This is a genomic window from Bradyrhizobium sp. SUTN9-2, from assembly GCF_003122645.1.
Classification (GTDB): Bacteria; Pseudomonadota; Alphaproteobacteria; order Rhizobiales; family Xanthobacteraceae; genus Bradyrhizobium; species Bradyrhizobium yuanmingense.
In genome coordinates this window covers 49,750-62,397 of sequence record NZ_LAXE01000001.1, presented here as the reverse complement: position 1 = coordinate 62,397, position 12,648 = coordinate 49,750, and the positions used below count along the sequence as shown (strand labels likewise).

9 protein-coding genes are annotated in these 12,648 nt (G+C 57.8%); 7 read left to right on the top strand and 2 right to left on the bottom strand.

What is annotated here, in order from left to right; translation table 11 throughout:
- Positions 1-178 precede the first annotated feature (178 nt).
- On the bottom strand, positions 179-883 hold the full coding sequence (locus XF30_RS00280) for a GntR family transcriptional regulator (RefSeq protein ID WP_109141595.1): 705 nt from the start codon (positions 881-883) through the stop codon (positions 179-181).
- A 131-nt stretch (positions 884-1,014) separates the two neighbouring features.
- Between XF30_RS00280 and XF30_RS00275 the strand changes: the two genes are divergently transcribed.
- The 6 genes from XF30_RS00275 (at position 1,015) to XF30_RS00250 (ending at position 9,409) form a co-directional block, all read left to right on the top strand.
- A complete protein-coding gene (locus tag XF30_RS00275) occupies positions 1,015-2,181 on the top strand; it encodes a mandelate racemase/muconate lactonizing enzyme family protein (protein ID WP_109141594.1) in 1,167 nt (388 codons plus the stop codon).
- 263 nt (positions 2,182-2,444) lie between these two features.
- Positions 2,445-3,998, top strand: coding sequence for an ABC transporter substrate-binding protein (locus tag XF30_RS00270; protein WP_109141593.1), 1,554 nt, complete (start codon positions 2,445-2,447; stop codon positions 3,996-3,998).
- A gap of 43 nt (positions 3,999-4,041) precedes the next feature.
- A complete protein-coding gene (locus XF30_RS00265; protein WP_109145498.1) occupies positions 4,042-5,028 on the top strand; it encodes an ABC transporter permease in 987 nt (328 codons plus the stop codon).
- A complete protein-coding gene (locus XF30_RS00260) occupies positions 5,022-5,942 on the top strand; it encodes an ABC transporter permease (RefSeq protein ID WP_109141592.1) in 921 nt (306 codons plus the stop codon). Before XF30_RS00265 ends, XF30_RS00260 begins: the two co-directional genes overlap by 7 nt.
- Positions 5,939-7,771, top strand: coding sequence for a dipeptide ABC transporter ATP-binding protein (locus XF30_RS00255; protein ID WP_225130566.1), 1,833 nt, complete (start codon positions 5,939-5,941; stop codon positions 7,769-7,771). The genes XF30_RS00260 and XF30_RS00255 overlap by 4 nt, the downstream gene beginning before the upstream one ends.
- A 54-nt stretch (positions 7,772-7,825) precedes the next feature.
- On the top strand, positions 7,826-9,409 hold the full coding sequence (locus XF30_RS00250; protein WP_146207643.1) for a GMC family oxidoreductase: 1,584 nt from the start codon (positions 7,826-7,828) through the stop codon (positions 9,407-9,409).
- A gap of 443 nt (positions 9,410-9,852) precedes the next feature.
- Here XF30_RS00250 and XF30_RS00245 read toward each other — a convergent pair whose 3' ends face one another.
- Positions 9,853-10,131: a helix-turn-helix domain-containing protein gene (locus XF30_RS00245; protein WP_109141590.1), complete on the bottom strand. Its 279-nt coding sequence runs from the start codon at positions 10,129-10,131 to the stop codon at positions 9,853-9,855.
- A gap of 1,111 nt (positions 10,132-11,242) precedes the next feature.
- Between XF30_RS00245 and XF30_RS37610 the strand changes: the two genes are divergently transcribed.
- Positions 11,243-11,587, top strand: a complete 345-nt coding sequence (locus XF30_RS37610) for a hypothetical protein (protein ID WP_146207642.1) — start codon at positions 11,243-11,245, stop codon at positions 11,585-11,587.
- Positions 11,588-12,648 lie beyond the last annotated feature (1,061 nt).

Sequence of the window (12,648 nt, the reverse complement as noted above, 5' to 3'; positions counted from 1 at the left end):
CTACAGGCTACTTACCGTCTGATGAATTCGGTCTCTCTCTCTCTCTCTCTCTCTCTCTCTCTCTCTCTCTCTCTCTCTCTCTCTCTCTCTCTCTCGATCCTGCGGCGAATGTCGCCAAATGATCCGGCCCAGCCGGCTCCGCGAATTTTGCGGACGCTGACTGCAATGCCTTCCCTCCCTAGAGCTTGCGCGAAGCCACTTTGTTGGTCTGTTTGGCTTCCGTCTCCTGAAGGTGCCTAACCAGAAGCTCGCCTGAGGTCTTGTTGTGCTCGCGTGCGTAACGTTCGGAGGCGGCCGCATCGCCCCTGAGCAGCGCGTTGACCATTTTCTCGTGGTTCGCGATGACCATGTCGGGCCGTTCAAGGATTGCGTTTGAAGAGGCCATGTACATGCAAACCTGATGTTCGACTAAGCCGTAATGATCGGCAAGGCGGTTGTGTCCCGAAAGGACAACGATCGTCTTGTGAAGCGCGAGATCACTATCGTTAATCCGCTTCTGGTTGCGGCTTTTTGCGGCGGCCTTCATGTCGTCGTAAGCCGCCTCCATCGGTTGCCTCCGATTCGGGTTGGCGGCAGCGAGCTGTGCGGCCAGGCCCTCGAGGCTGGATCGAAGTGTGTAGAGCTCCCATGCATCCTTGGATGTCAAGCTCGCGACCTCCCAGCCCGAGTAAGGCTTCTGCTTCACCAGGCCCTCGCTCATCAGCCGCTGCAACGCCGCCCTTATCGTACCCCGCGACACGTTGAGCTCCGTGGACAGTTCGGTTTCTGTCAGGCGCTTTCCCGGCGCGAGGCCGCCACTGGTGATCGTCTGGCGGATAACGTCGGCAGCCGCACGGTCCAAACTCCGCTTCTCGACTAATCCCGAGATGATCTTAGCAGCCATTCTTCCTCCAACCGCGTTTGCGGAATGTTCGTTCTGAGTCACGGCGGATATTGGCGAACATTCGCCATTGACACCAGAGAATTCGTGTTGTTTGTTAATTGTCGACAATCAGCAGTTGAGCGAGGCCGTGCTTGCGCATTTCCGAAACCAAGGGCGTTAGCTTCGCCGGTCTGCAGCGCCTCTCGTCGTCAGCCGCCTCTCACAAGATCGTAAAGGCGGATGCGATCCTGGTATCGATTCCGTTCGAATCCGGCGGAGTGCCGCCTTGGAGCTTCGGCGGAGCGCCGAAACTGCAGTTCGACACGCTGTTGGTGAGACTGGAAACCGAACAGGGCATCGTGGGGTGGGGCGAAGCCTTCTCGCGGTGCGAGGACAAGTCGCTGAAGGCGATGATCGAGACGCGCGTGTTACCGCTCGTGATCGGCAGGAGCGCCCTGGAAATCGGCAAGATCAAGTATGATGTGGAATTCCGGCTCCAGAATTTTGGCCGCGTGGGCCCTATCATCTATGGCGTCTCCGCGGTCGACATCGCCCTGTGGGACATCCTCGGCAAGATCTCCGGACTGCCGCTCACCGCATTGCTAGGCGGTGCATTCGCCAGCGAAGTCGAGGTCTATGCCAGTCTGATGCGCTACGGCAATTGCGCCGATGTCGTCAGGGCCACCCGGCAGGCAATTGAGCGCGGATATCGTTACATCAAGTTGCACGAGATCACCGCGGACGAAATCCACGCCGCCGTCGAAGCCGCAGGGGCGCAGGCCGCCGTCATGCTGGATACCAATTGCCCATGGCCGGTGGCGGAGGCGCTCAAATACGATCGGCTTCTCGAGCCTCTCAATCTGTACTGGCTGGAGGAGCCGGTCTGGCCACCGGAGAACTATGCTGGGCTGGCCCGCATTCGTTCAACCGGGCGGCACCACATCGCCGCCGGCGAAAATGCCGGCAGCCTGCATGATTTTGTTGCGATGATCGCCGCAGGGGCCATCGACATTGCGCAGCCTGATGTCGCGAAAGCTGGCGGTATTTCCGAGCTCGTGAAGATCGCATCGCTTTGTCAGGCTGAATCAATCGAATTCGTGCCGCATTGTGCAATCTTCGGCCCCGGCCAGGTCGCGACCATACACCTCAATGCGGCGCAGCGATCAGTCCCGATGCTCGAGCGGCTCTATTGCGACTTCGAGGCCGAGATCTACGGCGGTGCTACGCTTCCGGTCAATGGAAAGGTTGCCGTGCCGACGGGGCCGGGGCTTGGCCTCGACCCTGATCCAGGTGTGATCAACCGCTACCGCGTTGCCTGAAGGACGGAGGCGTTGTGACATGGGCCATAGTTACATTCGTCTCAACAGCGTCGTCGGCGGACCATCACCTAGCCGCGCTGCTGCGCGCAATTGCGCTCTTCGTGAAGGCACGAAGGTTCACGCAGGCCTGCCTGATCAGCTCGCGGGCGAGATGAAGCAGATCAGCATCGCGCTGGAAAGCGCGGTCCTGGACCAATTTATGTGAAGAGAGCGCTCATCAAGCGCGCTGTTTGCGCGTCTAACCCAAGAAGAGGGGACTCGAAATGGTAACACGGAGAGAGTTGCTTGCAGGAGCCGGAGCAGTTGCCGTGGCTAGCGGAGCGGGTCTCAAACCGCTCCCAGCGAAGGCGGCGCAAAGTAAAACCCTCGTGCTGGCGTCGATGGGCCCGGTCACCGGCAATTGGGATCCGACCTCTCACACGACCCTGGGGCAGTTGAAGTTCGAAAAGTTCGTATTCAATCATCTGACACGCTGCGAAATGCGGGCGGGTAAGTCTGAAGAGCTGACCCCGGACCTCGCCACCAGTTGGAAGCTGATCGATGCGCACACCCTGGAGTTCAAGCTTCGGGACGGCGTCAAATTCCACGATGGCAAGGAGTTCGGTGCTGAAGATGTTAAGGCGACCATGGAGTATGCCTCCAATCCGGCGCGCCCGGCATCCGCCCTCTATCCGGGCCGCGTTGATGTCGAGGTCGTCGACAAACTGACGGTCCGGTTGAAGACCGAAAAACACGGCTACCCCGCGTCTGCCTTCTGGTTCATTTCGAGCTTCCTTCCAATCCTGTCGGCAAAGGATATTGCCGATCCCGCGCTCCTCCAAAAGCGCCCGAACGGCACGAACGCCTTCAAATATGCGGGCACGCAGGGAGACAGGAACAGCCTCGAAGCGAATGATGAATTCCGCGGCGGACGTCCCAAGATCGATCGGATCGTCTATGCCTACGTTCCGGACGCCAACACGCGCGCGCTGGGCCTGTTGAACGGCGAATATCACATTGCCGAACGACTGGAGCCCGAGCAATACGCCTCGTTGTCAAGCAACCCGAAAGTCACCACCCACAGGGCGCTGACGACCGAAAACAAATATTTGCACTTCCGGTGCAACAAGCCTCCCTTCAACGACGCACGCATTCGCCGCGCAGTTTGCCACGCCATCGACCGCGATCAAATCCTGTCGCTGATGGGCGAGGCGGCCACACCGTCTAACTGCTATATTTCGCCGACCAAGTTCGGCTTCACGGACATTCCTGATTATCCCAAGTTCGATCCGGATGCCTGCCAGAAGCTTCTCGCCGAGGCAGGGTTTCCCAAGGGAAGGGGGCTGCCGCAACTCGAATATATCACCTCGATCGGGTTCTATCCGAAGACGAAAGAGTATGGCGAGCTGATCACAGCGATGCTCGCAGAACAGGGGCTTGATGTTCGCCTGACTGTTCTTGAACCGGCCGCGTGGGAGCAGGCGATCTATCGCCGCGCTGACGGCCAGGGCCAGGGCCACATGTGCGACGTCGGCTGGATGACCGGATCGCCGGAGCCGGATCTCGTGCTTCGACCGAACTGGCATTCAAGCGCCGCGCTGATCACCGGGATCAACGACCGGGAAATTGACGCGGTGCTAGACAAGGAACGCGCCGCTACAAACCCGGAAGAGCGCCGCAGTATTTGCAAGAATGAGACGTTTCCCACTCTCGCAAACAAGGTTCCGAGCTTGTCGCTCTTTTCCGCCGTGACCTTCCATGCCGCAGCCAGGAATCTGACGGGGGCATACTATTTCCCAAACGGGCCGATTGACCTGAGCAAGGCGGACCTGAGCTAAAGGGGCCGCAGCAAAAGTCTTTGGGAGGCCAGGAGCCGACATGCTGTTTGCGCTCGACTTCTTCGCTCGGCGCCTTGCACAAGGGTTGGTATTGGTCGTCGTCGTGACGATGCTCATCTTTACGCTGCTGCGCGTCGTTCCCGGCGACCCTGTGCGTATGATGCTGGGGCCAATGGCGTCAGTATCTGTCGCAGAGCAGACCGCCAAAGATATGGGCCTGAGGGATCCAATCCCGGTTCAATTCGGCCGCTATGTCGCGCAAATCCTGACGGGGGATTTCGGGAGCTCTTTCGTCAGAAGCGCACAAGGCGGCAGCACTGGCGGCTCGCGAGGCGGCTCGACTTTCGATGCCGCCAACCGTGCATCCGTTTTGGGCCTCATCACAACCAGTCTACCCTTCAGCCTGCTCCTTGCTGGCCTTGCATTCCTGTTTGCCTTGGCAATCGCGCTCCCGATCGGCATAGCCGCGGGCTTGAGATCAGGACGATGGCCGGATCGGCTTGCACTGCATTTGGCTTCCGTCCTGGTCTCACTCCCCAATGTATGGTTGGCCCTCGTTCTCATCTTTCTCGTCTCCGCCAAGGCCGGATGGCTGCCGGCGATCGGCTATCAGGGGCCGAGCTACGCAATCTTGCCCGCCATTGTTCTCGCGATCGAACTTGCTCCGACCCTCATTCGGTCCGTCTCGGTCTCGGTGAGCGGAAATCTTGTCGAGCCATACGTGTCGCAGGGTGAGATTCGCGGTCTCTCGCGCAGCCGAATGATTGTCGCGCACGTGCTGCGCAATTCGAGCATCCCCGTCCTCAATGTACTCGGGATACAGGCCATTGGGGTTTTGCTTGGTGGTCTGTTCGTCGTCGAATACGTCTTCAACTATCCCGGCGTTGGCCTTTTGATGATCAACGCGGTCTTCCAACGGGATTTCCCAGTTATCCAGGCCATCGCGATCCTCGCCTGTGCGACCTTGGTGATGCTCAATATTCTCGTCGACTTTGCAGCGATGGCGATCGACAGGAGGCTCCAATACTAGCATCGACGGAACTTTCGGCCAGGACCGACAGCCCTGCGGCAACACGAGGTCGCGGCATCGCGGCCAGCATCTTCGTGCAGGCATGGCGAACAACTGAGTTCAGGATTGGATTTGCCCTGTTTTGCCTGCTGATCATCCTTTCTGTCCTGGGACCCTACATTCTCAATCTGTCGCCGACCCAATTCAATGTCAGCAAGAAATTCCTGCCACCGGCACTGCTGGATCTTTCGAGCTGGCCTTATCTGTTTGGCACCGATCAACTCGGCCGTGATCTGTTTACCCGCTCCCTCATCGGTCTTCGGAATGCCCTGCTGATCGGCATCACGAGCGTTGCGGGAATGTTCATCCTTGGCTCAGCCATTGGCATGATCTCAGGCTATTTCGGCGGATGGGCCGGCTTGCTCTTGATGCGGATCACAGACGCGCAGATGTCGATTCCCGCGATCATTCTGGCGATCACAGTTCTCGGCGTTTCACGTCCCACTCCGCTGGCCATCATCCTTGTTCTGATTCTTGCCGGCTGGCCGGCGTATTCTCGCGTAGCGCGCAGTGTGACCCTGTCCGAGCGCCGCAAAGAATATGTTCGAGCGACAAAGATTATCGGCGCCTCAGACGCGCGGGTCCTGCTCGTTCATATCGCGCCCAACATATTGCCTCCGATCGCCTTTGTCGCAATCCTGGACATTGCCCGCATGATGATTTTCGAGGCTGTGCTGGGCTTTATCGGGATCGGCATTCAGCCGCCCACGCCGACATTCGGCACCATCATCGCTGACGGCACGAAGTACATTTTGAATGCCTGGTGGATCACCACGGTGCCAGGCCTCCTGCTCGCGATCACACTCTGTTGCATCAACATCATGGGAGGAGCTCTCGAGCGATCTCGCAACAAGATCTTGCTAGGATTCGAATGATATCGCCGGTCAACATTCTTGATGTCCGCAATCTGACCGTCGCCCTTGATCTCGGGCCGCGCGGAACGCGCGCCGTGCTCACCGATGTCAATCTGAGTGTCGATGAAAACGAAGTGCTCGGCATCATCGGCGAGAGCGGCTCGGGAAAGACGGTGCTGTCGCGGGCGCTTGTCAGGTGGGTCACCAGCCCACTCGAAATCGAATCGGGCGCTATCAGTTATCGCGGCAACGATCTTCTGAGACTACCCCGGGCAAAAATGCAGGCGCTCCGTGGGCGCAAGATTGCCTACATAGGCTCCGATCCCGCCAGTGCTCTCGATCCAACCCTTCCGGTTGGCCGGCAAATCGTCGAAAAACTCAAATCCATCGAGCCTGATATCTCCAACGGCGAGGCAGAGGGACGTGTCATACGCCTGCTCGATGCCGTAAAGATGCCCGGCGCGAAACAGCGATTTGAGGAGTTTCCGTTCCAGTTCAGCGGCGGAATGATGCAACGCGCCCTGATCGTGGATGCGCTCGTGACGAACCCGGACCTTCTGGTCGCCGACAACATTACGCAACCTCTTGACGTTACCGTCGCTGCTCAAATCCTTCGGCTCCTGCGCGAGTTGCAGCGGGATTTCAAGACGGCGATTCTGTTCGTTTCATCTTCTTTCGGGGTCATCAACGAAATCGCGCACCGGGTTCTTGTTCTCGCAGGCGGCCGCGTCGTCGAGACGCAAAGCGTTCAGCAATTGATCGCGGCTCCGCAACATGCCTATACAAAGCAGTTGATAGCGGACATCCCCCGCATATGGCAGAGCTCGACTGAAGCCGTTGCAGATGAGGTGTCACCTGCCGCAAATGATGTCATTCTGTCGGTGCGAAACGTCAGCCGGATTTATCCCGCGAGGGATAGAAACAAGCTGTTTGCAAACCAGTTCGTGCACGCGGTGCGGGACGCTTCGTTCGACGTTCGACGAGGTGACAATTTGGCGATCGTCGGCGAATCGGGGTGCGGGAAGTCAACGCTTTCGCGTCTCCTGAGCCGCCTGGAGGTCCCGGATTCAGGGCAGATCTTGTTCATGGGCGAAGATATCGCGTCTATGAAGGCCAAGCGCCTATTGGCGCTCCGAAGGAAATTCCAGCTTCTCCTGCAAGATCCGTTTAGCTCCATTCCGCCTCATCTTTCGATCGGGCGAACCATCGCCGAACCTCTCTACGTCCATGGAGGGTTGTCGCGTTCCGAGATCCGCGATCGGGTTGCGGCGACCATGCAGGAAGTCGGACTGTCTCTCGACCTGTTCGGCAAACTTCCGGTCGGATTGAGCGCCGGGCAGCGTCAACGTGTGAGTATCGCCCGGGCCCTCGTTCTCGATCCCGAGTTGCTCATTCTTGATGAGACGCTATCGGCGCTCGACCAGGTCGAGCAGCGCAAGCTGCTCGCCCTTTTTCAGCGGCTTCAGGACCAACGCGGAATTACCTACATCTACATCTCACACGATCTTGGGATGGTGCGGCGAGCCTGCAATCGCATCGCCGTGATGTATCTGGGGCGCGTGGTGGAAGTGGCTGACAATCGGACCACCTTCATCGAGCCGAGACACCCCTATACCCGTGCGCTCTTGAGCGCGGTACCGGCGGTTGAGGAACGTCCTTTCAAGGCTGAGACCTACCTCCTGGAAGGTGAGCCGCCCAACCCAATCCACATCCCAGCAGGCTGCAGTTTTAGACCACGCTGCCCGTTCGCGCTCGATAAGTGCGCCATTGATGATCCGCCGCTCGCGGCACGCGGACGCGATGAATTGGCTGCTTGCCATCTGACAGAAATAGACCCGCACCATCAATGACTTTGCAGGATTGCGCGGCCATCCAATGGCGCTCCTATTCGGAGAGTGAACAGCATGGAGTTTGACTACATTGTCGTAGGATCCGGAAGTGCGGGATGTCCTCTGGCGGCGCGATTGGTTGAGCGAAAACAATCGGTCCTGTTGCTGGAAGCCGGGAAGAAGGAGCGTCTCAATCTGTCTCATGTTCCGGGTGCCCTCGTCTATACGATCGGGAATAGACGGTACGACTGGGCTTACAAGACGGAGCCAGATCCGAGCAGGGGCGGCGTGGTCGAGGACTGGCCTCGTGGCAAGGTGCCGGGAGGTTCATCTGCCATAAATGGGATGATCTTCATCCGCGGGGCCGCGCGGGACTATGACGCTTGGGAGGCGCTGGGCAACAGAGGATGGGGATGGAAGGACGTGTTGCCGTACTTCCGAAAAATGGAGACGGCGGATGAGGACAGAGACAATCAATTTCGCGGAGGGCTCGGACCTCAACGGGCCTCAGCTTTACGTTGGCGTCACCCCATTTCACAGAAGTTTATCGACAGCGTTCAAGCCGCTGGCATTCCCTTCAATGAGGATTTGAATGGTGCCTCGCACGAGGGAGTTGCCTGGAACCAAGGATCGACGCGCGACGGGCGTCGGCTTTCGGCCTTCGAGGCTTTCATAAGGCCAAAGCTGTCAGCAACTGATCTGAAGTTCTTGGATGATACCATCGTTCGCCACATTCTGTTTGACAAGACGCGCGCGAGGGGTGTTGCCGCCACGCATCGCGGACAACACCTCGATGTCATCGCAAGAAAAGGTGTTATTCTTTCCGCGGGCTCGATCAATTCCCCGCACTTGTTGATGCTTTCCGGTGTCGGTGATCCCCGTCATCTCACCAGACATGGCATTGCTCCCCGCGTGGAAAGTCCTGAGGTTGGACGGAATTTGATGGAGCACCCGGGCCTGTATGTCCTTGCCGAACTCGATGTAGAGACCGCGAATGCACTGTCGCATCCCGTAAGGGGAACACTCGCCTTGGCGGAGTGGGTCTTCAAACGGTCGGGGTTCATGAGCGTGCCCACGGCGCAAGTCCTCGCCTTTCTCAGATCGACGCCTGAGCTTGCTGAGCCGGATCTGCAATTTCACCTCTTCCCGTTCGGCCTCACCAAGGAGAATGGAAGACTGAAAACCCCGAGAGCTAACCTGGTGACCATCCTGGTGAACGTCAATTATCCGAAAAGCACGGGGCATCTCGAACTAAGATCGAACGATCCTCTCGCTCCAATCGCCATCTTTCCGCGCTTGCTTGAACATCCTGATGATTTTGAGGGAGTTATGCGGGGATTGGATTGGGTCCGGAAGATCTGCTCTAAGCCCCCGTTCGGCTCTCAGGTCGTCAAGTTCAGGGACGCACCCGTACCAGGGGCCGGGCGGCAGGCAGATGAAGCGTATATTCGGAAAGCGACTGTCCCCTTCTTTCATCCCGTCGGAACTTGCCGCATGGGAACAGACGATCGTGCGGTTCTCACGCCTTCTCTCAGAGTGAGAGGAACTGAGAATTTGTGGGTTGCGGACGCCTCCATCTTTCCTCGTCATATCGCGGGGAATACCAACGCCACGTCTATTATGATCGGAGAGAGGGCAGCAGATCTCATCCATCTGTAAGTCGTTGTTCCGTAAATCCAAATTGGAGAGAGTCCGTGGCGCGCTTCTGCGGTGCCAGGATTGGAAGGATGGAATAGGCACGCATGCATTCGATATCTGTCGTGCTCACTTCGAGAAATCGTATGACCTTGGCTCAGATGACAATGTGCGTATTATCGTAATTGTGCCGCGCACTATCTCCTGAATCAGCTGCCGCGAGTCTGAGCAGGCCGCTCGCGAGGCGCGGCCTCCAGGGCGCGGTAGCGAGCGAGCGGCTTGCGTCGATTCGGCCAAAGAACCTGTCGGGATTAGATACCAAAGCGTATCGTGCAGTCATTATGGCTTCGCGCTATGCCTTCGAAGAGACGTGCCTCATGGGAAAACATTCTGAGCGCTGCATAATCCTGCCGACCGGCGTCGCGTTATCGAGATGGCTGTGTTGCTCTCCCGTCGCGTATGAATGGCTACCCGTTGTTGCGAAGCAGACGCGGCCGCTTAGGCCGGGGCGAAATCTTGAGAATGCTCGCACAGCTCGACGGCTCAACAAAGAGATCGGACGGATGAACGCCGAGCGCTTCGGAAATTCGATCGAGAACATCAATCGTCGGACTTTTCGATTGGCGCTCAAGACCGGCCAAGTAGGAACGATCGATCCCCGCCGTGCGAGCCAATCGTTCCTGCGACATACCACGTTTGATGCGGATCCGACGGACGTTCCAGGCCAGTAGCGCACGAGGCTTCATGTCTCGAAGCTTGCCATTCCTCGATCGATTAAAACACTGGCTATCGCCTACCATTTAGATGAAAGTCCGTGTTCTCGCCGCACAAGGAGAAGTGCGATGTTCCGAGGCCTGCGGCCCCCCGGGCTGCGCAACACGATCGGCGCCTTCCGCCGATAGGCGCCGTCGCTTCCTGTCAGGCCGTGGCTAAGAGAATGCCGAGTTCAGCTCGCTCAGCCTCACGAAGATGGAAGGGCGGGTGGGTAAGTAGCGCACCTGACGGCGCAATGTCGTCGACGTGGGGACCGCGTGTTGGCTTCTGCATTGGCTAACCTGGGTTGGGGTTACCTGGACTGGCCATTCTTGGCCGATTAACTGCTTTGCCTAGTGCCATTTTCTGTATCGGTGATGTCACCCATCAGCCGGCTCGGCAGAACATCATGCTCTTGCAAGGCGCTACATGCGCATAAAATCCTCTCGTGCGATCGCCGAACGGCCCGCCTTAGTCGCGCGGGCTGGAAGAGGACCCGCAGCAGTGCGAAGCTTGCACACGGTACTTCTTTCGCGGACTCCGTTTGCGACTTCAATTGGGCGATTTGCTCTCTCCAAGTGTCTGCACCGCTCTATCGAAAGTGAGAAAGTGATGAGCACGTACGCGATAACATCCACTGCCGGGCCCGCGGGCTGCTTCGAAAGTGGTCGCCGACTTCGAACCTGAATGTGTCGGTTGACGTACAGCCTTCGTCGACGGCCTGTCGGCAACGAACTTTTTTGTGCGATCGTTTTGCGGCCGGATCAGACGCTCGAAACCAAGTAGTGTGTACGCGAGATCATGTATTGCTTTCTCGGTGCGTTTATGCCGCCTTCCTTGAAAATTTTCTGCACGGCTCGATGGCCGGGCGCTGGAATTCAGCTTCGTGCTTCAAGTTGCATCTCGCAAATGTTACAGGATGTATGCCGTCGATCGTTTGTTGCGGGCAAAGCGGACGACCTGCATTTAAAGAAGTTTATTAACTGGGCCAGCCTTACAACCCGAACCAACAAGCGTTGCTGCGCATGTAATTCCATTCCCGCGCGGATCTATCAGCATGACTGCGCGCGCGTGATTTTGGATGCGCTTTGATCGAGGTTCGAAATGCCCAATGTTGTGGAGTTTCGTCGACCGAGCGCGCCGGTGCGGGCCACTCTTGAAGCAGCAGAAACGACCGTCCTTGGCAAGTGTGACACGCCGGTAGTGCCATTCCCGATGGCGTGTGATTCCGGTCGATGTGCAAATCCAAATCCACGGCTTAAATCCATTCAAGCGAACGCCAAGCTCACGATTGATCATGCCATCGCCACGCTGGAGCAGACTCATCGTCAGATACGAGCCGCCATACAAAAGATTGGCGACGCTTCAGCTGGGGCCAACCTTGAAACCAGTCTCGATCTGATTGAGCGCAACCTCGAACTCGCCAAACTGAAATCGTCCTGTCTATAGCTGACGTTTTCACCGGGCGATCAGGTCGCTGCACGCGAGCATTCTAAGCAAGGCAACCTTCCACTAGCAGAAAGCCATAGCAAGTGCTTGCAAATACCAAAATCGCCGGTCGGCTGATGGTTGGTTTTCGGATTGCTCCTTCTGATGACCGCAGCAATTGGCGGCTACTCGATCCATGCCTCCCGAAGCGCGAGCGGATCGTTGGCGACCGTGGTCCGCCAAAAAGATCACGTGGTAAGACGAGCGCATCGAAAAGCGCGTATTGGAAGCTCGGATGCATGTATGGACGGCCTTGGCAACCGATGACCAGTCGCATTGGGAGAAGGCCGCAGCAAGCTTTAAGCGAACATTTGCGCAGCTTGATGAGCTCGCTGCCGACACCAAGGACTTGGGTCGCCAAGCACGAGTGCGGGATCTCAAAATAGCTGTCGCGGACGCTAACCTCCTCCTGCCAAGCAATTCGTGGTTTCGATAAATTGGAGATTACCGGCGGCGAAGGCCGCCGTAGGCGAGAAGCCGATCGAAGGAGTGGCTCACCCACCAAGCCCGAGGCCACATATGCGGCAAAGCCGCAAGTAATCCCAGAGCAAACTTAGCGGGCCTTCTGTTCGTACTTGGCCTTCCAGCCCAAGAGCTTGTTCTGAAACCGTCCGCTATTGAGAAAAAGAAGAACCGTGAGCGACGCACCACGACGTAAACTGCAAGCTTCCAAGGAAACAGAGGGATCATCGATATCGCCGTCCCCTCAATTGAAAGCGTGAAGCCCAAGGCGACGTCCTCGCCTGGGGATGGGGCATGTGGTAGCTGAAGCGCGACTAAGGGCTTGCCGATCACGCCTGCACCGCCTCCTCGACAGGCACGGTGCGGCTATTCGCCTCGCCAATTCATCTCAGAACTTCGATCCAGCGGGTTCGTCGACGTGTACTATTCGTGCGGATTCCGATCGATGTCGCCCAGTATTCCGAGATGATCTCGCCCACCATTCCGATTTGAAGTCGCCCACCCGTTCCGAGATGATGTCGCCCACCATTCCGGGATGATGTCGCCCGGGTGACGAGAGC